The organism is Agrobacterium larrymoorei, from assembly GCF_013322225.1.
Taxonomy (GTDB): Bacteria; Pseudomonadota; Alphaproteobacteria; order Rhizobiales; family Rhizobiaceae; genus Agrobacterium; species Agrobacterium larrymoorei_A.
This window is the reverse complement of sequence record NZ_JAAMFB010000027.1, coordinates 75832-98751: the sequence shown is the minus strand read 5'-3', so window position 1 is coordinate 98751 and position 22920 is coordinate 75832. Positions and strand designations below refer to the sequence as shown.

Here is a 22920-nt window from a genome sequence, read left to right as displayed (position 1 = left end):
ATACAAGAGCATAAAAAGCTAGTCTTTTCCTAGACTTGTCGCGATCTGCAAATTTTTCTTCGGTTTTTCGTCATTTCCTTGTTGCATTTGAAAACCCATTGAGCGATATAGCGCCCGTCGCCGCAACGCAGCGACCCGCGGTTCAGCGATCTACCCCGAACCAGCGGATTATGAGCGGGTGTAGCTCAGGGGTAGAGCACAACCTTGCCAAGGTTGGGGTCGAGGGTTCAAATCCCTTCGCCCGCTCCAATTTAACAAAGCACAAAAACCTCCATAATTTTATTACTGAGAACGCCGTCAACGTGGTGGTCTGCGTTGATCTGTCACACCCTCAGCCAGCCATTGTTCCCTTGCAAAGATATGTTGAACAACTGCATTTCCCCTCTTGCATTTAGCGGCGTGTTGAGCGATATAGCGCCCGTCGCCGCAACGCAGCGACCCGCGGTTCAGCGATCTACCCCGAACCAGCGGATTATGAGCGGGTGTAGCTCAGGGGTAGAGCACAACCTTGCCAAGGTTGGGGTCGAGGGTTCAAATCCCTTCGCCCGCTCCAGTTTTCAAGTGTATCAATCCAGTTAGACGTTATCTCGCAACTGGCAGCGCTTCTAATACCTTTCTTAATAGCGCTTTTCGGTCTGAGAGACTGATTGACATAATTATCGCTGATAAATGAAATTTTGACCCCACACTCGAAACTCATTTCCTGCGCTTTATATGACATCGCTTCGGTAAGTAACGTCGCCAGTGAAAAAAAGTGCAAGGCATCGGTTTCCGCAACGCACCTGCCGCGCACTAGAATTCACATTTTCCCCAAAGAACCCGGCCAAAACGCAAAACATATCTGTTTTCAAAAACTCTATTTCTGCCAGCCCCCTGCGCACTGCTCATCAATCTGCACTTTAAATGATTTTTGCACTTGCGCGAACAGGGCCGCACCGATAAGAACGGCCCGCGCTGCAAAGCGTGCCGGAGAGGTGGCAGAGTGGTCGAATGCACCGCACTCGAAATGCGGCATACCTGCAAGGGTATCGTGGGTTCGAATCCCACCCTCTCCGCCATATTGAACTCGCCCCCGCCGTTCCCCCTCAAATCTTTTGAATTCCACATAAAGTCGTCGGTTGTCTGCGGTCCTACCGGGAGCAGAATGCAGGCATCGTGCAGGGTAAAAACGGAGTAGTTTGAAAAGCACGAACCTTGGTTGCAAGCTACTGTTTGGGTATGAGGCAGCAACTGTCAACTCGCCCAAACCTTCAACCGGCGAAGAATCGTTAAATCTTATAGAGAGTTTAGCGGAGACTTTGTCAGTCTTTAAAATGTCGATGAAAAGCGCCGTGTATATGCCAGAAAGCCGGGGTCCGCTCGCACCGACGAGGCTACGGTGCTGATCATCTGTGCGACATTTGTTTCCTATGCCGGAACATACGTGGTCATTCCGAAGAAACTTAACGTAGCATCCCCCAACGCTCCCAAAACATCGAACTTTACAGGAGCGTAACGATGTCGAGCGTTTCTTCGACAAACATAACAGTTTTAGCGTTTCGTGTGTCGATATGAAGCGCCACTGGCTGACTTAACGGGCCCGGTCAAACTCGCAGCAAACTTAACAAGCTCAAAAACCTTAGGCGTCAACACCACCTAGAAAGAAGGTGATTTTGCTGGGATGAGTTTGTTCTTGATGCGATAGGCAATGGCAATAGGCCAAGGGAATGGACGGCGCAGGAAGGCGACCTTTCGTACGTAGTGGTCCACTCGCCAGGTAGCCCATGTCCCCGCCTTGAAATAGGCAACATCGCCTGCGCGCAAGACATGTATAGAGCCGTCCTCAGCCGTAACATGGACTTCGCCTTCGAGAATGTGAACAGTTTCGTCCCAACCGAAGAACCAGCGAAACTTGCCTGCCGTGCAATCCCACAGGGCCGTATAGGAAGCACGGTCATTGCTGCGGGAATGATTTGCCATGCGCGCTTGCGGATCGCCTTCAAGTATCCAGTCCGGGTTAATTGGCGAGGACTGCATATCCAGCGCATGAGAAGCTGCGGACACCACGGCATCCGTTTTTCCACCACTCGACGATAGCGGCATTAGCGGCACGGAGCGAGCGGCCATGGCGGCTGCACTCGCGATCATCATCTTCAGAACCATATTGCGTCCCCAACCTTGCAATGGGAACGCCATACCACAAACGGAGTAAGAAAGCTCTTCCATAAATTGGATCAATTTTAATGGAATGGCTTGCTTGTACCTTTTAGTGAGCCATGGCCTTCGGCTGAGCGGCCTGCACGGGAACAGAACCAGCCGCACCTTCGATACGCTTTCCACTGTCGCTTTCGAAAAAATGCAGCTTCTCCGGCGAAATGGCGAGCGAAAGCTTCTGCGAAACCTCAATTTCCGCAGAAAGGGAAACGGTCAGCATTTGATCGCCAATCATTCCATGCACCAGGCGCTGGGAGCCGAGCTCTTCGATGTAATCGACCCGGAAATCGATGCTCTGTTCATCCGCCTTCGCTATGCGCAAATCCTCGGGACGCATGCCGACCGTGACCTGTCCGGATGCAGGAGCAACGCCGTTCAGAGAAAGGATCGCTGGACCGACGGCGAGGCGATCTACGTGCAACTCTCCAGCCAGCAGGTTCATGGCTGGAGAGCCTATGAAGCTGGCAACAAAGGTCGAGGCTGGCTTGTGATAAACCTCGAGCGGCGCGCCGATCTGCTCGATCCGGCCGGCATTCAGCACAACCAGCCTGTCCGCCAGCGTCATGGCCTCTAGCTGGTCATGCGTGACATAGATCGATGTCGTACCGAGACGGCGTTGCAGTCGCTTGATTTCGCCACGCATGGAGACGCGGAGCTTGGCATCCAGGTTCGACAACGGCTCGTCAAAGAGGAAGGCAGCGGGCTTGCGCACGATGGCACGCCCCATAGCGACACGCTGGCGCTGCCCACCGGACAAGGCACGCGGCTTTCGCTCCAGATAGGGTTCGAGCTGCAACATGCGGGCAGCTTCGGCCACACGCGCATCGATTTCCGCTTTCGGCGTCTTGCGGTTTTTCAGGCCGTATTCCAGATTTTCGCGCACCGACATATGTGGATAGAGGGCATAGTTCTGGAACACCATAGCGATGTCGCGGTCAGCGGGTTCTACGTCATTGACGACGCGGTTACCTATCCTGACCTTTCCATCTGAAATTTCCTCTAAGCCCGCCACCATGCGCAGCAGCGTGGACTTGCCACAGCCGGACGGGCCGACGAGCACGATGAATTCGCCGTCCCTGATGGAGATGTCCACATCGTGCACGGCGCGGATGCCGTTCGTGTAATCCTTGCAAACCTGACTGATTTCGATCTCGGCCATTGTCGTTGTCCTTACTTATCGCTTTCGGTGAGGCCCTTGATGAACCAGCGCTGGAAGATGACGACGATCATCACCGGCGGCAGCATGGCGAGCACTGCAAGCGCGAGAGCTTCGTTGTAATCGGGAATTTGCGAACCGACCCAGACCTGCAGGATCTGTTTGATGCCGCGCATCAACGTGAAGAAACTCTCATCGGTCGTCATCAGCATGGGCCAGAGATACTGGTTCCAGCCATAGACGAACATGATGATGAAGATAGCGGCCATCATGGTCCGCGATAGCGGAATAATGACGTCTATAAAGAACTTGATAGGCCCTGCCCCATCGATGCGGGCTGCTTCCAGCAGCTCATCGGGGATAGATTTGAAAAACTGCCGAAAGTAGAATGTGCCCGTGGCTGATGCCAGAAGCGGTACGATAAGACCGGTATAAGAATTCAAGAGCCCCAGTTTGCTCATAACCTCATAGGACGGCATGATACGCACTTCGAGCGGCAGAAGCAGTGTTGTGAAGATGATCCAGAACGCAAGCGTGGCGAAGCGAAAGCGGAAATAGACGATGGCGTAGGCCGCCATCATCGACAGTACGATCTTGCCCACCGCAAATCCGATGCCAAGGATGAGCGAGTTCATGACCATGTTGAGGCCGGTGACCTGGCCCGTAAATCCACCCTTCTGAGTGAGCACTTTCTCATAGGTGCCGACGAAATTGTTGCCGGGAACGAGGGCCAGGCCGTTCATGTGGATTTCGGCAGCCGTGTGCGTTGACGTCATGAAAGCGACGACGACCGGCAGCATTAGAAACAGCGATCCAAGGATGAGCACCAGATGGTCGAGGGGTTTGGTTTTGTACATTGAAAATCCCTCAACCGTAATGGATGCGTTTTTCGAGGAAGCGGAACTGGATGATCGTCAGCACGAAAACCACGACCATGAGAATGACCGACTGTGCCGAAGACCCGCCAATATCGTTGCCGCGAAAACCGTCCAGAAACACCTTGTAAACAAGGGTGATCGGGTTGTTGGCGGCCTTGTCCTTCACCATCACGTCGATGATTCCGAAGGTATCGAAGAGGGCGTAGGTGATGTTGATGATGAGTAGAAAGAACGCTGTTGGCGCCAGCAGCGGCATGATGACCGTCCAAAACCGGCGCAGGCCAGAGCGACAGTCGAGATAGGCAGCCTCGCGCACCGAAACCGGCACGCTTTGCAGACCGGAGAGGAAGAAGATGAAGTTGTAGGGAATTTGCTTCCACACCGACACAAAGACCATCGCGAAGGCCGTGTCGAAATAGTTGACGCCGACCTGCATGTGCCAGCCCAAGAAGGACGCGATCTTCACGAAGGGTCCGATGTGCTGATCGAAAAACATCATGCCGATGAGGCCCGCAACGGGCGGAGCAATGGCGTAGACCGAGATCAGCAATGTCTTGTAGGCCGACGCTCCCCGAATGATCGCATCTGCTTTCACGGCAAGAAGAAGACCTATACCCAGCGAAAATACGGTGACGAGCACCGTGAAGACAGCGGTGAACTTGGCGATGCTGAGATATTCCGAGCTAAACAGTGCATCAGAATAATTCGACATGCCGACGAAGGTGGAGCCAAAGCCGAACGGGTCTTCCAGATAGAAGGACGACTGAACCGCCTGCACGGACGGCCAGTAGAAAAACACGAAAATCACCAGAAGCTGCGGGGCGAGGAACAGATAGGGCAGCAGGGACGATGAAAACTGCACGCGCTTGGCGGGTTCTGATGTTGCCACAGGCTTTTTCGCCCTGGTGATGAAGCCCGGCAGGAAGCGGACGGGACGCGGTTGTGAAGACGTATAGGCCACGCTCGCTAACCTTTTTTTGTTGTAGACTTGCCTTCGTAGAGGAAGGGGCCTTCGGATTGAGGCAGGAACTCCCGCCCATTCTCGACGTCATCCTCGGGCTTGACCCGAGGATCCACGCCCGTTGCAACAGCCGCAACGTAGGTAGATGCTCAGGACAAGCGCGAGCATGACGGCACTGCTTCTACTCACCGTCATTTCGGCCTAGAGCCTTAATGACTGAAGGAGAGAAAGCCTCCCCTCGTCAGAAGGGAGGTCCACTTTTCAGATGCCGATCAATCAACCAGCGGTCTTGGCGAAGCGGGCAAGCAACTCGTTGCCTTCCTTCTCGATGATGTCGAAAGCATCCTTGACGGAGACTTCACCGGAGAAAATGCGACCGTACTCGCGTTCCATGATGGAGCGGATCTGCGGGTAGAAGCCGAGGCGATAACCCTTGGACCATTCGCCGCTCTGAAGCGAAAGCTGCTGGATTCCCACTTCGGCAACAGGCTGCTTTTCGTAGAAGCCTTCCTTCTTGGCCAGTTCGTAAGCGGCCTGCGTGATGGCAACGTAACCGGTCGCTTCGTGGTAGAACTTCTGAATTTCCGGTGAGGTCAGGAACTGGAAGAAGTCAGCCACGCACTTGTTTTCGGCTTCGGACTTGCCGGACATTGCGAAGAGAGCCGCGCCACCGATAAAGGAGTTGGTGCCAGCGCCCTTGATCGAGCCCCAGTATGGCAGGAAAGTTGCCGAGAAAGGCATCTGCGCCGTCTTTTGCAGACCGCCGAAGGAACCGGAAGAACCGATCCACAAAGCAACCTTGTTTTCTTCGAACGGCTTCTGGTTATCGTTCCAGCCAGCACCGTAGTAAGCGAAATAGCCCTGATCCTTCCAGGACTTCAGCTTTTCGAACATCATGACGAGGTTCGGGTCGGTGACCTTCAACTGCGTATCAACAACGCTGTCGTAACCGTTATTGTTGGTGGCGAACTGGATGTTGTTGCGCGAGAAGAAGTTTTCGGTGAACTGCCATGTCAACTGCGACTGAACGAGCGGAATGAAGCCGGCTTCTTTCAGCTTCGGAGCAGCGGCTTCAAACTCTTCCCATGTCTTCGGCGCTTCAACACCGGCCTTCTTCAAGGCTTCCGTATTGAAATACATGATCGGGGCGGAAGAGTTGAACGGCATGCCGACGAACTTGCCATCGGCAGCGGCGTAGAAATAGCGCACGCCGGGAATGAAGGCTTCGCGGTCGAACTTGTAACCAGCCTTAGTGATGATGTCTTCAGCGGGAATGACAGCGCCCTTGGCATTGATGATGGTAGCGGCACCGGCATCAAATACCTGAAGAATGTTCGGCTGTTCGCCGGAGCGGAAAGCAGCAATACCGCTGGCAAGCGCTTCTTCGTAGGAGCCCTTGGAAACAGGTGTCAGCGCGCAATTGGTCTGCGCTGCGTTGAACTTCTGCGAAACTTCGTTGATGACTTCGCCGTTACGGCCACCCATGCCATGCCACCAGGTGATGTTGGTCGCCGCCATGGAAGATGTTGCGGAAACGCTGACGGCCATCACGGCCATGGAAATTTTCTTGATCATCTTTTCGATCCTTTACCGCCCTGTGTTTGGGTGAGGATGCGAATAGGCGCGTTCCGTGACGCGGCTTTTACAGTTTGATGTCAGATTTGTTACAGTCTGATCTCATAAAGAGCATCAAAGAAATTATCCACGCGAAATGCGTGCGCTCAGCTGTTTGCTCAAAAAGCGTCGATGAAATGTTTCGGTATGCGTCGGGGCACGACGGCCACAATATCGAAGCGCAAAGATAATCTCGACGCGTCCCTGCGTCGCGACAACCACATATCGGCAGAAGCACGAATTCGCTGCTGGGAAGCGAAGGTAACGGCATCGACGGCACCGGTTTCAGTGCGACGAGCCTTCACTTCGATGAAAACAATAACGTCTTTTCGCCGGGCGATCAGATCGATTTCGCCTAACGGCGTGCGGTAGCGTAGCGCCAAAATCCGGTAGCCTTTGACCATGAGATAAAGTGCCGCCCAATATTCGGCGGCATGGCCACGTCTTTCTGCACGACGCCTGCTTTTACCCGGCCGCTCAGCCACCATCGGCGTTCTTTATATCCAGCAGCCGCTGGTAAAGCTCTTTTCGTGGCAAACCGGTCAATTTGGACGCTTCCGCCGCCGCCTTCGCTGCGGGCATGGTCGAAACCAAATCCTTCAACAGCTTCTCTACATCTTCGATATCCGGAATTTCGTCATAGGATGGCGGCTCGATCAGAAGCACGATCTCACCTTTGACGACACGATCCTCATCGTAGTAAGCGGCCAACTCGCCCAGCGTGCCCCGACGGAATTCCTCGAACGTCTTGGTCAGCTCGCGGCAAACGACGGCACGGCGCTCATGGCCCAGCACTTCCGCCGCCACCCGCACAGATGCCCCAATGCGATGCGGAGATTCAAAAAAAATGAGCGTTGCAGGAATCTTGGCGAGTTCGGACAACCGATCCCTTTTGCCGCGATCCTTCACGGGGAGAAAACCTGCGAAGAGAAAAGAATCACTCGGCATGCCGGAGCCCACCAGCGCTGCCAGTGGCGCGGATGCGCCCGGAATCGGCACCACCCGGTACCCTGCCTCGAGCGCCATCTGCCCTAAGCGATAACCCGGATCGGAGACGAGCGGCGTTCCGGCATCGGAAACAAGGGCGACGGATTTACCTGCCTCCAATGCTGCGATCAGCTTTGGCCCTGCTTCCTGCGCATTGTGTTCGTGATAGGCGAAAGGGCGGTTACGAATGCCGTAACGCTCCAGCAAAATACGTGTGACGCGGGTATCCTCGCATGCCAGGACATCGGCGGCGGCGAGCGTATCCAGTGCGCGCAAAGTGATATCGCCGAGATTACCGATAGGCGTTGCCACCAGATAGAGCGAGTTTTCCAGCGGCCTTGCAGGCACCGCAACGCCTGCGACGCGAAAGGTCTTGCCCGTGGCGGCCTGTTCTGCACTATTCAACATTTCATCGGTCAACGACTGGTCCCATCATTTCCGTCATTTTGTTCGCGTCTTTATGGGCAATCCAGCCCGGCTGAACAAGGTCGCATTCTTATTCTTATCTGTGGATCAAGCTGTATTGGGTCGGATTCGAGAAACTACCGGCTGCTCGCCTCTTGCATTTGTCCTTATAACTCTGCCATTTTGCCTGTCCCATTATCCGGCAGTTGCCGGGAAACTATCTTGCCGATCCGGCCTCCCCCGGATTGCAACGGTTGAAAGCGGTAGTGTCCATGCGTATTACTCTTGAGCGGTCCAACCTTCTGAAATCGCTGAACCACGTTCATCGCGTGGTGGAACGGCGCAACACGATTCCGATCCTTTCCAACGTCCTGCTGCGCGCATCCGGCGCCAATCTGGACATGAAGGCGACCGACCTCGATCTGGAAATCACCGAAGCAACACCGGCCATGGTAGAGCAAGCTGGTGCAACTACTGTGCCCGCACATCTGCTTTATGAAATCGTCCGGAAGCTGCCGGATGGCTCAGAGGTCCTGTTGGCGACAAACCCGGACGGTTCCTCGATGACCGTTGCATCTGGTCGTTCAAAATTCTCGCTGCAGTGCCTGCCGGAAACAGACTTTCCGGATCTGACAGCTGGCACCTTCAGCCACAGCTTCAAACTGAAGGCGACCGATCTCAAGATGCTGATCGACCGCACGCAGTTTGCGATTTCCACAGAGGAAACCCGTTATTATCTCAACGGCATTTTCTTCCACACCATCGAAAGCGGCGGCGACCTCAAGCTGCGTGCGGTTGCCACAGACGGTCACCGTCTGGCCCGCGCCGATGTGGACGCGCCGTCCGGTTCTGAAGGAATGCCCGGTATCATCATTCCGCGCAAGACCGTTGGCGAGTTGCAGAAGCTGGTCGACAACCCGGAACTGGAAGTGTCCATCGAAGTCTCGGACGCCAAGATTCGCCTCACCATTGGCGACATCGTCATGACCTCAAAGCTGATCGATGGCACGTTCCCGGATTATCAGCGCGTTATCCCGACCGGCAACGACAAGGAAATGCGCGTCGATTGCCAGAGCTTCGCAAAGGCCGTGGACCGCGTATCGACCATTTCTTCGGAGCGCGGCCGCGCCGTCAAGCTCGCGCTGACCGATGGCCAGTTGACGCTGACAGTCAACAACCCGGATTCCGGTAGCGCGACGGAAGAAGTCGCGGTCGGCTATGAAAACGATGCGATGGAAATCGGCTTCAACGCCAAGTATCTGCTCGACATCACAGCCCAACTGTCCGGAGAAGACGCGATCTTCCTTCTCGCTGACGCCGGCTCCCCGACGCTGGTACGCGACACGGCAGGCGATGACGCGCTCTATGTGCTGATGCCAATGAGAGTATAGCAGAATAATAGCATATTCCGCATGAGGAGCCAGAGACGCCACCGTCTCTGGCTTTTTTCGTTTCAGGAACAACTTCACCCATTTAATTTCCCTATTGCGACATTTTCCTTTGTGTTTGCGTCACATCAAGACAAGATATCGCCACAGTTTCCACAAATGTTCACGAAACGGAGAAGAGGGGAATCGGATGGGATTGAGTTTGAAACAGCGCTTCGGCAAGAAGTTCGATGAGGAGATACGTTTCTTCAAGGGAATGGTCAGCCAGCCGAAGAAAGTTGGCGCAATCGTCCCCACTTCTGGCATAACCGCGAGACGGATGGCCAGCATCGTCAATCCGCACTCCGGCCTCCCGGTTCTGGAGCTTGGGCCTGGTACCGGCGTCATTACCAAAGCCATTCTGGCTCGCGGCCTGAAACCTCATGATGTCACCGCCATCGAATATTCCACCGATTTTTACTTGCAACTCCAGAACAATTATCCCGGCGTCAATTTCATCAATGGTGATGCCTTCGATCTTGACAAGACGCTCGGCGAGCAGAAAGACCAGATGTTCGACTGCGTCATTTCAGCCGTACCGATGCTGAATTTTCCAATGGCCGCCCGCATCAAGCTGCTTGATGACCTTTTGAAGCGCGTTCCGCATGGACGTCCGGTAATGCAGATTTCATACGGCGCCGTCTCACCCATCGTCGCGCAGCCGCACCTTTATCATATCCGCCATTACGACTTCATCGTGCGCAATATTCCGCCCGCGCAGCTGTGGACCTATACCCGCAGCTGAGTTAGCCTTCGCGCATGTATGCGCTCTATATCACTCACCCGCAGGTTCGCATCGACCCCACCATTCCTGTTCCGGAATGGGGACTGTCCGATATCGGCATCCAGCGGACACGGCTGGCCACTTCGCGAAGCTGGCCGAAGCAGTTACGCCGTGTTGTTTCCAGCACTGAGAACAAGGCGCTGGAAACAGCCCGCATTCTTGCATCCGTTGGCGGCATCGCGGTCGAAACAGCCGAAGACATGCACGAGAATGACCGCAGTGCCACCGATTTTTTACCGCCAGACCAGTTCGAACGGGCAGCCGACTGGTTTTTTGCTCACCCCCACGCCAGCTATAAGGGGTGGGAACCGGCGGTAGACGCGCAGGCACGAATCGTCAAAGCCGTAACGACTGTTCTTGCCAATCACGACCCTTCACAGCCGATTGCCTTTGTCGGTCATGGAGCCGTCGGCACGCTTTTGAAATCCCACCTGACCCGCGACACCATTAAACGCTCCAGCGATCAACCGCCCGGTGGCGGCAATCTTTTCCGTTTTAATCTTGCGGATATGAAGGTGACATGCGACTGGACGCCGATGGAAACTTGGCAGGGGTGAAACCATGACCGCACGCGAGCGCCTGATCGTAGGGCTGGACGTTCCAACCGTTAAGGAAGCGGACACAATCGTCCAGACGCTGGGCGACGATGTTCTTTTCTACAAGATAGGCTATCAGCTTGCCTTTGCGGGTGGGCTCGGTTTTGCGAAAGAGCTTGCGGAGAGCGGTAAGAAAATCTTCCTCGACATGAAGCTGCTCGACATCGATAACACGATTGCTTCCGGTGTCGAAAACATCGCCAAGATGGGCATGTCGATGCTTACCCTGCACGCCTATCCAAAAGCGATGCGCGCTGCCGTGAAAGCCGCTGAAGGTTCTGGCCTGACGTTGCTGGGCGTAACTGTTCTGACCTCCATGGACGATGCCGACCTCATTGACGCGGGCTATCAGGGCGATGCGCGCTCACTGGTTTTGAAACGGGCGGAGCAGGCACGCGCAGCCGGGATGGGTGGTATCGTCTGTTCGGCTGAAGAGTCTGCCGCCGCGCGTGAGATTGTCGGATCGGAAATGGCTGTCGTCACACCTGGCATTCGCCCTTCCGGCGCGGATGCTGGCGACCAGAAGCGCGTCGTGACGCCATTCGACGCCATCAAATCCGGCTCCAGCCACCTCGTCGTTGCCCGCCCGATCGTCAAAGCCAACGACCCGAAGGCCGCAGCGCGCGCCATTCTGGAGGAAATGCTCCGGGCAAGTTTTCCGGCAAACCAATAATCAGGAGGTTTATGATGGCTAAAGGGTACTGGATCGCGCGTGTCGATGTACATGACGCGGAACGCTACAAGGACTACGTGTCCACCGCAAAGCCCGCTTTCGAACGTTTCGAAGCGAACTTTCTCGCGCGTGGCGGCGCGATGACTGAGCTTGAGGGCAAGGCGCGGGCGCGCAACGTCGTCATCGAATTTCCGTCGGTGCAGCACGCGGTCGATTGCTACAACTCGTCAGAATATCAGGCCGCGGAGAAAATCCGCCAGGAAGTCGCCGATTCGGAGATTGTTATCGTCGAGGGCGTCTGATCCGCGTCAAAGCTTCTTTTACTCTTGCAAGCACCTTTGCTGGCAAGCGCCCCTCTTCTCTCTTCCCGTCCCCGCGGCTTTGAGCTAAGAGACAAAAAACATAATAGTCAACGCTTCGCAGGAGCCTCCCATGCCCTTGGCCAACCTTCCCCCTCTCGTCACGGTTTTCGGCGGCTCGGGTTTTGTCGGGCGGCATATCGTACGCACGCTTGCAAAGCGCGGCTATCGAATCCGCGTCGCCGTTAGACGTCCTGATCTCGCGGGATTCCTCCAGCCATTGGGCAATGTCGGGCAGATATCCTTCGCGCAGGCAAACCTTCGTTACAAGGACTCGATCGTCAAGGCCGTCGAAGATGCCGACCACGTCGTTAACTGCGTCGGTATCCTGTTCGAAAGCGGTCGAAACACCTTCGACGCCGTGCAGGAATTCGGCGCGCGCGCAGTTGCGGAAGCAGCAAAGAATGCCGGTGCCACGTTGACGCATATTTCCGCCATCGGTGCCGATGCAAATTCTTCCATTGGCTACATCAAAACCAAGGGTCGCGCCGAAGCGGCGATCCGCTCGGTTCTGCCCGAAGCCGTCATTCTGCGGCCCTCCATCGTGTTTGGACCCGAAGACGATTTCTTCAACAAATTTGCCGGCATGGCGCAGCGCATGCCTTTTCTGCCATTGATCGGCGGCGGTCAGACGAAGTTCCAGCCGGTTTATGTCGAAGACGTTGCCGAAGCCGTCGCCCGCAGCGTCGATGGCAAGCTGAAGCCGGGAGCGACTTATGAGCTTGGTGGCCAGGACGTCATGACCTTCCGCGACTGTCTCGAGGCTGTATTGACGGCCACCTATCGCCAGCGCCCCTTGGTTACTCTGCCATTCGGCATCGCATCGCTGATCGGCAAGATCGCCTCGCTCATTCCGCTGATCAGCCCGCCGTTGACCGTGGATCAGGTTTCGATGCTGAGGCACGACAATATCGTGTCTTCCGAGGCAGAAAAATCCGGCCTGACTTTGGCGGGAATCGGTATTATGCCCGTGCGCGTTGCCTCCGTGCTGCCGTCCTACATGGTCAGTTATAGAACGAATGGACAGTTCAGCCATACGGGTAAAGCTGCCTAAAGACTGGGCATGCAACCAAAATCATTTTGATGAGTTATGCCAATATAGGGCAGCGACAATGTTCGCTGCCCTATTCGTTTCGCCGGGGCATTGAGGGGCATGGCGTCGTCAACCAACGAAAGCGTGGCACAAGGGCAACTGTGGACAAGAGTTCGCATTAACCCCGTGTTCAGCAAGCTGCTTTATTGGTAAACGCCACATCCGTCACATATTCCGAACCTAACAATCATCGCGTGGCGACGTTGATCGCTCCGTCTAATCGTCTGAGAGGCAAGTATAAAATGGGCAGGTCTATCGCACTCTTTTTTGCGTGTGCGGCTTTGGTTGTTCTGGCAGGTTCGTTCATGGCTCCAGGTACGGTTGCAGCTGGCAAGACGGGTTGCTCTCCAGCTTACGGCGTCGATCCTTGCGCGACCAGCTCGATCAGCCTCAACTGAGCGGATCACCGCGCTCTAGCGCTGAAACTATTTCACAGAGCGCCGTCGGCTTTTGCAACGGCGCTTTTTTATTGAGTTACACTCCGCAAGCGTTTTACGCCTGATGTTAAAGCTGTCTTAAACCCGCATAGCTAATAATATTGGCGTCGCCGCATTTTGAGCTTTTTTTAGCCACAAGTAGACAGCCCACCCCCATTTCATAAAATTTAGAGTGCCGATGCCAACTCTCTACCATTCCTCCATGTCGACTGCTTCTCGTTTCGTTCGGCTAATCCTCGCTGAATACGGTTTTCAGGCCGATCTGGTTGAGGAGCAGCCTTGGGAGAAACGGCGTGAATTTCTGGCGCTAAATCCGGCGGGTACCCTGCCCGTCTATGTCGATGACAACATGCGGTCTCTGTGTGGGCCCTACGTGCTGGCAGAATTTCTGGACGAAACCCACGGTGTGCTGAAACGCGACAGGCGGCTACTGGCGGAAGAACCATTCCAGCGTGCTGAAATACGCCGCCTGACGGAGTGGTTTCTCCAGAAAATGGAAACCGATATTACCCGCCCGCTGGTGCGAGAGCGCGCCTACAAACTGCAAATGACGACGGCACAGGGCGGCGGCCCACCCGACTCCAAGCTGCTGCGTACGGCCCGCGCAAATATTCGCCAACACATGAAGTACCTTGAATGGTTGGCCGGTTCTCGCACATGGCTTGCCGGCGATCGTCTGAGCTACGCCGATCTTGCCGCGGCTGCTTCCGTTTCCATTCTGGATTACCTTGGTGAGATCAACTGGTTGGAAGCGCCTATCGCCAAGGAATGGTACCAGCGCGTCAAGTCCCGTCCGTCTTTCCGGCCGCTTCTTGCGGAACGCGTGCCGCGCCTTGCGCCTTCGTCTCACTACGCCGATCTCGATTTTTGATCCCGACGTTTCGTCATTATATATGCGATGCGGCTAACCGTATCGGAGAAGCACCATCTACACGACTTTGGAGAAGCAAGAGAAGCGCCTTTCCAAACTGACGGACTTCGTCCGCTCGGAAGCGGCCGCGCTCGGCTTCGATCTATGTCGCATCACTTCGCCCGACGCCATTCCGCTGGCCCCCGAACGTCTGCGGGAGTTCCTCGACCATGGCTTCCATGGCACCATGGGCTGGATGGAAGAGACAGAGGAGCGACGTGCAAGTCCGAAGACCTTATGGAGCGATGTGCGCTCCGTCGTCATGTTCGGGCTGAACTATGGTCCGGATGAAGACCCGCGAGGCATTCTGGAAAAGCCAGACAAGGCAGCTATTTCCGTCTATGCCCGCAACCGCGATTATCATGACATCATAAAAGGACGCTTGAAAGAAATCGCAACGCGCTTTGCCGCGCGGGCTGGCGAGGAAGTCAAGGTCTTCGTGGATACCGCGCCGGTGATGGAAAAGCCGCTGGCGGCGGCGGCTGGTCTTGGTTGGCAGGGCAAGCACACCAATCTCGTCAGCCGCAGCCATGGTTCATGGCTGTTTCTGGGCAGCATGTTCACCACGGCGGAATTGCTGCTGGACAAAGCGGAGCGCGACAATTGCGGCTCCTGCAGGGCGTGTCTCGACGCCTGCCCTACCGGCGCGTTTCCCTCGCCTTACAAGATCGATGCGCGCCGTTGCATTTCCTATCTCACCATCGAGCACAAGGGGCCAATCCCGCGCGAATTCCGGCCAATGATCGGCAATCGGATCTATGGATGTGACGATTGTCTGGCGGCCTGCCCCTGGAACAAGTTCGCAGCAAGCGCTTCGGAAATAAAGCTTCAGGCACGGGATGATCTAAAGGAACCGTCGATTGGTTTTCTGCTGACTTTGGACGATGCGGCGTTTCGGAGCTTCTTTAGCGGCTCTCCGGTCAAACGTATCGGGCGCAACCGGTTTGTCCGTAACGTCTTGATTGCGGCGGGAAATTCCGGCGATAGCAGCTTTGTCGATCAATGCAGGGCGCTCGCGCAAGATGCGTCGCCGGACGTGCGCGGCATGGCCATATGGGCGCTATCGAGATTGATGGACAGTGCCAGCTTCAATGCTTACGCTGCCGCTCGCGCGCCCGAAGACGATTCGGATGTGCTGGATGAATGGAAAATGGCGGGACGATAAAATGTCGCATCTGATGATTTTCGGGGCTGGTTATTCCGGCAAGGCAATCGCGAAAAATCTTCAGGGCAGCATGGCGCGGATCGGCGGAACGACCCGCAGCGCGGACCATGTTTCGAAGCTGCAGGCACTCGATATTCAGCCGTTCATTTTCGACGGTACGATGCTCACTGCGGAACTGCGGGACGAGTTGGTAACCGTCACCCATCTCGTACAATCCATCGCACCCGGCGCTTCTGGCGATCCGCTATTGCGGCTTTGCGAGGGTGATATCACATCACTGATGCCGAACCTGAAATGGGCCGCCTACCTGTCCACCGTCGGCGTTTACGGCAACCACGATGGACAATGGGTAGACGAGGAGACGCCATGCAAGCCGGTTTCCGACCGCTCCCTGGAAAGGGTCGACGCCGAGAATGCCTGGATGGCAGCGGCAACGAGAGCTGACATTCCCCTTTGCATCCTGAGACTTTCCGGCATTTACGGCCCCGGTCGCAACGGCTTCATCAATCTGCAAAAAGGCACGGCGCGGCGACTGGTCAAGAAAGACCAGGTCTTCAACCGCATTCGCGTCGAGGATATTGGTGCTGCAACGACTTTCCTGATTAGCAGGAATGCAGGTGGCATTTTCAACGTGACCGATAACGAACCCGCCCCACCGCAGGATGTCGTCGCTTTCGCCGCAGATATCATGGGCAATGAAGCGCCACCGGAACAGACGTTCGAAACCGCCGAGCTTTCGCCCATGGCGCGCTCCTTCTACGGGGAGAACAAGCGCGTATCGAACCGTAAACTTCGCGATCTCGGCTTCGATTTTCGCTTTCCAGATTACCGAAAGTCGATGTGCCAGCTGTGGCAGGATAATGCTTGGCAAGATGAATAGATGTTCATCTTGCCAAAATGAAAAATTCATCCAAGACGCCTTTTTAGAAAGTTTCTCATCGCCTTTTTCGCTTTTAACCTTTCGTTAATGTGCAAATTGAGCGATTTTTTTCAGCAATTGGAAAATTATTTCACTGTGCTTTTGTGAAGTGATTCAATCTGGACGCCATCCGCAACGAATTTCTTCTTGCCGATTGATTCTAAAGAAATTTTTTCGACATACATCGAAGGCTATCTAAATTTGGTCTCCCAAGACTGATCACAAATATTACAGAATGTAACACTTCGTGATTGGCTCTTGGCCATTTTTTGCCATTTTTCGCTCGCCCTACACTCAGCATATTAATCGGCCTGCAATTCAAAACGGGGTTTGGCCGAGTATCAGGGAAGCACAGTTTGACGAATATCCGACGCAAGACTTTCGCGGCTGCAACTATTGCCGTCTGTTGTCTCATGGCTCCACTTAACGCCAATGCCGCTAATGGCTGTGGCGGCGCATCATGGTATGCGTTGACCTCGAAGACTGCTTCGGGCGAGCGCATGAATCCTTCGAAACTTACCGCTGCGCACCGTTCCTTGCGCTTTGGCACCAAGGTCAAGGTTACGAACTCCCGCACAGGCAAAGCCGTCGTGGTTCGCATCAATGACCGTGGTCCTTTCATCAAGGGTCGCGTGCTCGATTTGTCCAAGGCAGCAGCCCGGGAAGTCGGAATGATCAGCTCCGGCACTGCAAAAGTCTGCTACGAGGTTCTCGCCTCCAACTAACAGGCTATTCGGGAATTCTTCTCAAAGCCTTGCCCTCGCCGCCATTCGCGTCTACCAACCGGGCACCAAGAAAATGAGGTAGACAATGCGTTTAGGCGGGCGTTTGGCCGGGGCAATCGAAGTGTTGGCAGATATCGAGGCGCGTCGACGCCCGGTTGCCGATGCACTGAAAGACTGGGGACTGGCGCATCGTTTCGCTGGTTCCGGCGACAGGGCCGCCATCGGCAACATCGTATACGATGCCCTTCGCATGAAACTTTCTCACGCCTGGATGATGGATAACGACAGCGCCGACGCTCTCGGATACGCCGTGATGCTACGTCAGTGGGGAAAATCCCTCGACCAGTTGACCGCCGAATTCGACGGCGACAAGTTTGCGCCTGCACCTCTTTCCGAAAGCGCTATCGAGGCTTTTTCCTCCCGCGACATTTCAAACGCGCCTCTACATGTGCAGGGCGACATTCCCGACTGGGTTCAGGCATCGTTCGAAGCTGCTTTTGGCGAGGGCTGGCTCGCCCAGGCGCAGGCTCTCAACGAGCGCCCGACGCTGGACCTTCGCGCCAACACGCTGAAGGCAAGCCGCGAAAAGGTGCTCAGGGCATTAGACGACGCTGGCGCCGAAGCCACGCGCATTGCTCGTCAGGGCGTTCGTATTCCCGCAGGTGCAGGCCCATCGCGTCTGCCGAATGTCACCGCCGAGCTTTCCTTTCAGAAGGGCTGGTTCGAGGTGCAGGATGAAGGCTCGCAAATCGTGGCCGATTTGGTTGGTGCGCAGGAAGGCGAGCAAATCCTCGATTATTGCGCAGGCGGCGGTGGCAAGACGCTGGCCATGTCTGCGACCATGAACAACAAGGGGCAGGTCCACGCCTTCGACGCCGACCGCAAACGGTTGGCCCCGATCATCGAACGGTTGAAACGTGCAGGCACCCGCAATGTGCAGGTTCATGACCGCGCATCGGGCCTAAATCCATTCCGCGAAAAATTCGACCGAGTGCTGGTAGATGCCCCCTGCACCGGCACCGGCACATGGCGCCGCCGGCCGGACACCAAGTGGCGGCTGACGCAGCGCAATCTCGAAGAACGCGTGGGGCAGCAGGCGGAAGCGCTGGATCAGGCAAAGACCTTCGTTCGGCCCGGCGGCGAGTTGCTTTATGTCACCTGCTCCGTACTGCCGGAAGAAAACGAGCGTCAGGTACGCCGCTTCTGCGCAGAAAATCCCGAATTTTCGATCCACTCCGCGCTGGACCGCTGGAACGGCATTTTCGGCGCGCAAGTTGCAAAACCGCACTCAGGCGACGGTGAGACGGTGACTTTGACGCCCGCTACAACCGATACGGATGGTTTCTTCTTTTGCGTGATGAAGCGTGGCGCATAACGAAGCATTCCACTTGGAAAGCTTCTAAACTAGAATGTTTGACACAAGTTTGTGAAAGGTTCAGAACTCTGCTTCACGGCCTCGTTACTGGAAGGCCGCAGAGGAGAGTTCATGTTTCGCAAAACCGCCATTGGCATCAGTAGCGCGCTTCTTGCCGCATCAGTCGCTTTCACCGCCCTTCCCGTTGCTGCTGCGACCGATCCGGCAGCCGTGGTGAAACATTATGCTGAACTGGCTTACGCGAAATATCAGGACTCGCTGACGACTGCGGAAGCCTTAGACAGAGCCATCGACGCCCTGATCGCCGCACCCAGCGAGGCAAACCTGAAAGCTGCGCGTGAGGCATGGATCAAGGCGCGTGTTCCCTACCAGCAGTCCGAAGTCTATCGCTTCGGCAACCCCATCGTCGATGAATGGGAAGGCGGCGTTAACGCGTGGCCGCTGGACGAGGGGCTGATTGATTACGTCGACGGCTCTTACGGCACGGAAAGCGACGAGAACGAGCTTTACACCGCCAACATTATCGCCAACAAAAAGATCAAGGTCGGCGACGAAGACATAGACGCTTCCAAGATCACGCCGGAGCTGATCCGCAGTCTGGCGGAGGCAGGCGAAGTGGAGGCTAACGTCACCACGGGCTATCACGCCATCGAATTCCTTCTGTGGGGACAGGATCTGAACGGCACCGGTCTGGGTGCCGGAAACCGGCCCTACACGGACTACGACATCAAGAACTGCAGTGGCGGCAATTGCGACCGTCGCGCCGACTACCTGAAATCTGCGTCCACGCTGCTGGTCGCGGACCTCAAGGAGATGGTCGCGAACTGGGCACCGGATGGAGAAGCGGCGACCACGGTTGAAGCCGATCCGAAGAAGGGTCTGACAGCGATCCTCACCGGCATGGGGTCTCTTTCCTATGGCGAACTTGCAGGCGAGCGCATGAAGCTCGGCCTTCTGCTGCACGATCCCGAAGAAGAGCATGATTGCTTCTCCGACAACACCTACAACTCGCATCTCAACGACGCGATCGGCATCGCCTCTGCCTATACCGGTGAATATACCCGCGCGGACGGCACCAAGATGACCGGCCCTTCCCTTTCACAGCTGGTCGCCGAGAGCGACAAGGCGCTGGACACGGAAATGCAGGGCAAGCTGAACAAGACGCTGGATGCCATGCACGCCATGGAAAAGCGCGCCCAGACGGTTGAGGCTTACGACCAGATGATCGGTGAGGGCAACAAGGAAGGCAACGCCACCGTGCAGGCCGCCATCGATGGACTTCTGGACCAGACAAAGACAATCGAACGCGTCATTGCCGCTCTCAACCTCGGCAAGATTCAGCTGGAGGGTTCCGACAGCCTCGATAGCCCGAATGCGGTTTTCAAGTGAGATGAGGTTGGGCTGCGTGGAACGCGCGGCCCATAACTGATTTCAGATGAATAGGTAGAGCTATTGTGCACCGAAGCGCCACCCACCCCGCCACCCAGGCCTTGAGCCGGGGTCAAGTGTGACGAAGCCCTTGATCGCGGAGGTCTTTCCCGCCACGCAGACGCGTTTCTGCTTGATCCCCGCTCAAGGCCGGTACGATCGAGGAGAGTTGTTCGCTCGGCCAGCTCGGACCGGTGAGGTTTCATGAGACGCTGGCGTTTGCTCCTCATCACGTCATTAGCTGCCGCCTGCAGCACCCATCTATCTGCCGCAGAATTCGGCACGCGCTCCGATCTCTCTGCCAGCGACCACAAGCGCGTTCTGGAAGTTGTCAAACACGCCACCGATTTCACGAAGCCGGAACCATCCGAGGCCATGCCCGCCGGAACCTTGACGACGCGGTCTGCAACGGACCCGTTCTCCCAACCCTCCGCCAACATGTCATTCGAGCGTGAGCAGGATTTCAAACTCGGCAACGCTCTGTTCCAGAAGCTTTGGGTATCATCGCCTTCCTCGACGCAAGCATCAGACGGTCTGGGGCCATTCTACAATGCGCGCTCCTGCCAGACCTGTCACATCAAGGATGGGCGCGGACGACCACCGCTCACTGGAGAGGATGCGGTTTCCATGGTGCTGCGGCTAGCGCGCCCGGCACGCACATCCAATGAAGAAGCCGCGATCCGGAAGCACAAGATCGTCAATTTTCCAGATGCGACATACGGCCAGCAGCTTCAGAACCTCGCAGTGGCAGGGCTGGACGCAGAGGGAAAGCTGGCGGTCTCCTATCAGGAACAGAAGGTGACGCTTTCGGACGGAGAAGTCGTGACCCTGCGCAAGCCGACTTACGGCATCGACGGCCTGAACCACGGTCCACTGGAGCACGACACCGTCCTCTCCGCCCGTATCGCTCAACCAACGCTCGGCCTCGGGCTGATACAAGCCATTGCCGCCGAAGACATTCTTGCGCTTGCAGACCCTGATGACAGCAATGGCGATGGCATTTCCGGAAAACCTGGCTGGGTGCGCGGCCACAAGACTGAAAGCGTTTTGCTTGGCCGGTTCGGCTGGAAGGCGCAAAATGCCACCGTGCGGGATCAAGCCGCCGCCGCCTTCTCACAGGATATCGGCATTTCGACGCCGGAGTTACCGAACGCCTCCGGCGACTGCACGAAAAAACAACCGCACTGTCTTGCCATACCGAACGGCGTACAGAAACGGCTGGGCGATACGGAAGCTCCCTCAACGGTTCTCGATCTCGTTACCTTCTACACGGAAAACCTGGCAGTTCCCGTACGTCGAAACGTTGGCAATCCAGCCGTCCTGCGCGGCAAGAAGATATTTTACGAGAACGGCTGCGCCGACTGTCACACACCGAAATTCGTGACGCGGCGAGATGCAAAAGACCCCTCGCATTCTTTCCAGTTGATCTGGCCCTATTCGGATTTCCTATTGCATGACATGGGTGAAGGATTGGCGGATGGGCAACAGGTGGGTGAGGCAAGCGGGCAGGAATGGCGTACACAGCCGCTCTGGGGCATTGGTCTAACCGAGGCAGTGAATGGCAACGGCTTTTATCTGCATGATGGCCGGGCACGCAGCCTGACTGAAGCGATTCTCTGGCATGGTGGAGAATCGCAGAAAGCACGCGACGCCTTCGCTACCTTGCAAAAGTCCGACCGTCAGGCTTTGCTGGCATTTCTGGAGTCTCTTTGATGGAAAACGCGATGCGAAAACTCAAAAACCTCGTGCCGTTGGCATTCCTGCTGAGCCTCAGTAATGCTTTCGCGCAGGATGTCGAGCTGATGCCCCCGCCCCCGCTCGATCCAGTCAAGGTGCGAGCCGTGCTGCAAAAGGCGGTCGATGGCTTTATCCGCCCCGGTTATGACGCGTTTCGCGATAATGCCAGGGGACTTGAGAACACCATGGAGGCGCTATGCGCTGAACCGACGAATGAACGCCTAAACGCGGTGAAGTCGAGCTTTGAGAAGACGGTCGACGCATGGTCACGCATCGAGATCGTGCGCACCGGACCGGTGATCGAGCAAGGCCGCTTCGAACGAATTCTCTACTATCCAGATAAAAAGAGCCTCGGACTTAAACAGGTGCAGCGCTATCTCGCCGAAAAGGACGGGAGCGTGGCGACCGCAGATGGGCTGAAGGGCAAGAGCGTTGCAGCGCAAGGGTTAGGTGCCTTGGAATATGTGCTTTACGGCACCGACTCTGAAGACGTTTTGAAGGACAAGAACAGTTTCCGTTGCCGATACGGTGCTGCGATTGCGGGCAACGTCGCCAATCTCGGCACTGAACTCGCAACAATCTGGAACGCACCGGATGGGACGGCAAAAAACTGGAAGGAACCCGGGCCAAACAACCCTGTTTTTCGTGACGAGCGCGAAGCGCTGGTAGCGCTCCTCGGCATTTTCGTTCATGGCTCCGAAGCGATCCGCGACCAGCGGATCGAAACCTTCTATAAAGGCCCGGACAACGCGAAATTTCCCCGCACGGCGATCTACTGGCGCTCCGGCCTGACGTGGACGAGCATCGGCGCCAATGTTACTGCGATCCAAACGCTGCTGCACACTGCAAATATGTCCGAGCTTCTGCCGCCGGATCAGCGCTCCATTATCGGCTCTATCGACTTCATCGCCAAATCCATGGTGCGTGTGTCGACTACGATCGACCCTGACATCGAAAAAACGCTATCCAACGAAAAGGAGCGTGCCAAGGTCGACTACCTTCTCCTGAACGGCAAGGACCTGATCTACCGCATCAACGATCAGTATGGCGGCGCGATTGGCCTCAGTTCCGGCTTTTCCTTTGCGGATGGAGACTGAT

22 protein-coding genes and 3 tRNA genes are annotated in these 22920 nt (G+C 55.9%); 18 read left to right on the top strand and 7 right to left on the bottom strand.

What is annotated here, in order from left to right; genetic code table 11:
• Positions 1-174 precede the first annotated feature (174 nt).
• The 3 genes from G6L28_RS16945 to G6L28_RS16935 all read left to right on the top strand — a co-directional run bounded on the left by G6L28_RS16945 (position 175) and on the right by G6L28_RS16935 (position 1058).
• A tRNA-Gly gene (locus G6L28_RS16945) sits at positions 175-249 on the top strand.
• Positions 250-478: 229 nt separating this feature from the next.
• Positions 479-553 (top strand) — tRNA-Gly (locus G6L28_RS16940).
• Between the two features lie 415 nt (positions 554-968).
• Positions 969-1058 (top strand) — tRNA-Ser (locus G6L28_RS16935).
• 577 nt (positions 1059-1635) lie between these two features.
• On the opposite strand, the gene G6L28_RS16930 is transcribed toward G6L28_RS16935, so the two are convergent.
• The 7 genes from G6L28_RS16930 to rsmI all read right to left on the bottom strand — a co-directional run bounded on the left by G6L28_RS16930 (position 1636) and on the right by rsmI (position 8197).
• Entirely contained in the window at positions 1636-2142 is a 507-nt protein-coding gene (locus G6L28_RS16930; protein WP_174064994.1) for a cupin domain-containing protein, read from the bottom strand.
• A 103-nt stretch (positions 2143-2245) separates the two neighbouring features.
• Positions 2246-3352: a sn-glycerol-3-phosphate import ATP-binding protein UgpC gene (locus G6L28_RS16925; protein ID WP_174064993.1), complete on the bottom strand. Its 1107-nt coding sequence runs from the start codon at positions 3350-3352 to the stop codon at positions 2246-2248.
• Between the two features lie 11 nt (positions 3353-3363).
• Positions 3364-4206, bottom strand: a complete 843-nt coding sequence (ugpE, locus tag G6L28_RS16920) for a sn-glycerol-3-phosphate ABC transporter permease UgpE (RefSeq protein WP_174064992.1) — start codon at positions 4204-4206, stop codon at positions 3364-3366.
• A gap of 10 nt (positions 4207-4216) precedes the next feature.
• Positions 4217-5188 (bottom strand): ABC transporter permease subunit, encoded by a 972-nt coding sequence (locus G6L28_RS16915; RefSeq protein ID WP_174064991.1) that lies wholly within the window; start codon positions 5186-5188, stop codon positions 4217-4219.
• A gap of 276 nt (positions 5189-5464) precedes the next feature.
• Positions 5465-6763 (bottom strand): extracellular solute-binding protein, encoded by a 1299-nt coding sequence (locus tag G6L28_RS16910; protein WP_174064990.1) that lies wholly within the window; start codon positions 6761-6763, stop codon positions 5465-5467.
• Between the two features lie 158 nt (positions 6764-6921).
• Positions 6922-7290: a YraN family protein gene (locus G6L28_RS16905; protein WP_174064989.1), complete on the bottom strand. Its 369-nt coding sequence runs from the start codon at positions 7288-7290 to the stop codon at positions 6922-6924.
• Entirely contained in the window at positions 7280-8197 is a 918-nt protein-coding gene (rsmI, locus tag G6L28_RS16900) for a 16S rRNA (cytidine(1402)-2'-O)-methyltransferase (RefSeq protein WP_174065186.1), read from the bottom strand. Before rsmI ends, G6L28_RS16905 begins: the two co-directional genes overlap by 11 nt.
• A 269-nt stretch (positions 8198-8466) precedes the next feature.
• Here rsmI and dnaN point away from each other — a divergent pair, with 269 nt between their 5' ends.
• From dnaN to G6L28_RS16825, 15 genes are all read left to right on the top strand, one after another.
• A complete protein-coding gene (dnaN, locus tag G6L28_RS16895) occupies positions 8467-9585 on the top strand; it encodes a DNA polymerase III subunit beta (protein WP_174064988.1) in 1119 nt (372 codons plus the stop codon).
• Positions 9586-9772: 187 nt separating this feature from the next.
• Positions 9773-10366 carry a phospholipid N-methyltransferase PmtA gene (gene pmtA, locus G6L28_RS16890; RefSeq protein ID WP_174064987.1) on the top strand — a complete coding sequence of 198 codons (594 nt, stop codon included), beginning with the start codon at positions 9773-9775 and terminating at the stop codon, positions 10364-10366.
• Positions 10367-10380: 14 nt separating this feature from the next.
• Positions 10381-10962, top strand: coding sequence for a histidine phosphatase family protein (locus tag G6L28_RS16885; protein WP_174064986.1), 582 nt, complete (start codon positions 10381-10383; stop codon positions 10960-10962).
• Positions 10963-10966: 4 nt separating this feature from the next.
• A complete protein-coding gene (gene pyrF, locus G6L28_RS16880) occupies positions 10967-11674 on the top strand; it encodes an orotidine-5'-phosphate decarboxylase (RefSeq protein WP_174064985.1) in 708 nt (235 codons plus the stop codon).
• 14 nt (positions 11675-11688) lie between these two features.
• A complete protein-coding gene (locus tag G6L28_RS16875; RefSeq protein ID WP_174064984.1) occupies positions 11689-11976 on the top strand; it encodes a DUF1330 domain-containing protein in 288 nt (95 codons plus the stop codon).
• Between the two features lie 130 nt (positions 11977-12106).
• Complete coding sequence (locus G6L28_RS16870; protein WP_174064983.1) at positions 12107-13087, top strand: complex I NDUFA9 subunit family protein; 981 nt, start codon at positions 12107-12109, stop codon at positions 13085-13087.
• Between the two features lie 281 nt (positions 13088-13368).
• Positions 13369-13524 carry a hypothetical protein gene (locus tag G6L28_RS16865; protein WP_174064982.1) on the top strand — a complete coding sequence of 52 codons (156 nt, stop codon included), beginning with the start codon at positions 13369-13371 and terminating at the stop codon, positions 13522-13524.
• A 217-nt stretch (positions 13525-13741) separates the two neighbouring features.
• A complete protein-coding gene (locus G6L28_RS16860) occupies positions 13742-14434 on the top strand; it encodes a glutathione S-transferase family protein (protein WP_174064981.1) in 693 nt (230 codons plus the stop codon).
• A gap of 67 nt (positions 14435-14501) precedes the next feature.
• Positions 14502-15638, top strand: a complete 1137-nt coding sequence (gene queG, locus G6L28_RS16855; RefSeq protein ID WP_202033687.1) for a tRNA epoxyqueuosine(34) reductase QueG — start codon at positions 14502-14504, stop codon at positions 15636-15638.
• A gap of 1 nt (position 15639) precedes the next feature.
• Positions 15640-16518, top strand: coding sequence for an SDR family oxidoreductase (locus G6L28_RS16850; RefSeq protein ID WP_174064980.1), 879 nt, complete (start codon positions 15640-15642; stop codon positions 16516-16518).
• A gap of 395 nt (positions 16519-16913) precedes the next feature.
• Complete coding sequence (locus G6L28_RS16845; protein ID WP_234902615.1) at positions 16914-17282, top strand: septal ring lytic transglycosylase RlpA family protein; 369 nt, start codon at positions 16914-16916, stop codon at positions 17280-17282.
• 85 nt (positions 17283-17367) lie between these two features.
• Positions 17368-18657: an RsmB/NOP family class I SAM-dependent RNA methyltransferase gene (locus G6L28_RS16840; RefSeq protein ID WP_174064979.1), complete on the top strand. Its 1290-nt coding sequence runs from the start codon at positions 17368-17370 to the stop codon at positions 18655-18657.
• A gap of 111 nt (positions 18658-18768) precedes the next feature.
• Complete coding sequence (locus G6L28_RS16835) at positions 18769-20046, top strand: imelysin family protein (RefSeq protein ID WP_174064978.1); 1278 nt, start codon at positions 18769-18771, stop codon at positions 20044-20046.
• 243 nt (positions 20047-20289) lie between these two features.
• The gene (locus G6L28_RS16830) at positions 20290-21798 is read left to right on the top strand and encodes a di-heme oxidoredictase family protein (protein ID WP_174064977.1); all 1509 of its coding nucleotides are present in this window, start codon (positions 20290-20292) and stop codon (positions 21796-21798) included.
• A complete protein-coding gene (locus G6L28_RS16825) occupies positions 21798-22919 on the top strand; it encodes an imelysin family protein (protein ID WP_174064976.1) in 1122 nt (373 codons plus the stop codon). The genes G6L28_RS16830 and G6L28_RS16825 overlap by 1 nt, the downstream gene beginning before the upstream one ends.
• Position 22920: the final 1 nt, after the last annotated feature.

Excerpts from the sequence above, each read along its gene's own strand:
- G6L28_RS16865 (WP_174064982.1), top strand. The coding sequence starts at position 13,369 with ATGGGCAGGTCTATCGCACTCTTTTTTGCGTGTGCGGCTTTGGTTGTT.
- rsmI (WP_174065186.1), bottom strand. The coding sequence starts at position 8,197 with ATGTTGAATAGTGCAGAACAGGCCGCCACGGGCAAGACCTTTCGCGTC.
- G6L28_RS16830 (WP_174064977.1), top strand. The coding sequence starts at position 20,290 with ATGAGACGCTGGCGTTTGCTCCTCATCACGTCATTAGCTGCCGCCTGC.
- G6L28_RS16905 (WP_174064989.1), bottom strand. The coding sequence starts at position 7,290 with ATGGTGGCTGAGCGGCCGGGTAAAAGCAGGCGTCGTGCAGAAAGACGT.
- G6L28_RS16840 (WP_174064979.1), top strand. The coding sequence starts at position 17,368 with ATGCGTTTAGGCGGGCGTTTGGCCGGGGCAATCGAAGTGTTGGCAGAT.
- G6L28_RS16925 (WP_174064993.1), bottom strand. The coding sequence starts at position 3,352 with ATGGCCGAGATCGAAATCAGTCAGGTTTGCAAGGATTACACGAACGGC.
- G6L28_RS16930 (WP_174064994.1), bottom strand. The coding sequence starts at position 2,142 with ATGGTTCTGAAGATGATGATCGCGAGTGCAGCCGCCATGGCCGCTCGC.
- ugpE (WP_174064992.1), bottom strand. The coding sequence starts at position 4,206 with ATGTACAAAACCAAACCCCTCGACCATCTGGTGCTCATCCTTGGATCG.
- G6L28_RS16870 (WP_174064983.1), top strand. The coding sequence starts at position 12,107 with ATGCCCTTGGCCAACCTTCCCCCTCTCGTCACGGTTTTCGGCGGCTCG.
- G6L28_RS16860 (WP_174064981.1), top strand. The coding sequence starts at position 13,742 with ATGCCAACTCTCTACCATTCCTCCATGTCGACTGCTTCTCGTTTCGTT.
- G6L28_RS16875 (WP_174064984.1), top strand. The coding sequence starts at position 11,689 with ATGGCTAAAGGGTACTGGATCGCGCGTGTCGATGTACATGACGCGGAA.
- G6L28_RS16825 (WP_174064976.1), top strand. The coding sequence starts at position 21,798 with ATGGAAAACGCGATGCGAAAACTCAAAAACCTCGTGCCGTTGGCATTC.
- pmtA (WP_174064987.1), top strand. The coding sequence starts at position 9,773 with ATGGGATTGAGTTTGAAACAGCGCTTCGGCAAGAAGTTCGATGAGGAG.
- G6L28_RS16885 (WP_174064986.1), top strand. The coding sequence starts at position 10,381 with ATGTATGCGCTCTATATCACTCACCCGCAGGTTCGCATCGACCCCACC.
- G6L28_RS16835 (WP_174064978.1), top strand. The coding sequence starts at position 18,769 with ATGTTTCGCAAAACCGCCATTGGCATCAGTAGCGCGCTTCTTGCCGCA.
- G6L28_RS16850 (WP_174064980.1), top strand. The coding sequence starts at position 15,640 with ATGTCGCATCTGATGATTTTCGGGGCTGGTTATTCCGGCAAGGCAATC.
- pyrF (WP_174064985.1), top strand. The coding sequence starts at position 10,967 with ATGACCGCACGCGAGCGCCTGATCGTAGGGCTGGACGTTCCAACCGTT.
- dnaN (WP_174064988.1), top strand. The coding sequence starts at position 8,467 with ATGCGTATTACTCTTGAGCGGTCCAACCTTCTGAAATCGCTGAACCAC.
- G6L28_RS16910 (WP_174064990.1), bottom strand. The coding sequence starts at position 6,763 with ATGATCAAGAAAATTTCCATGGCCGTGATGGCCGTCAGCGTTTCCGCA.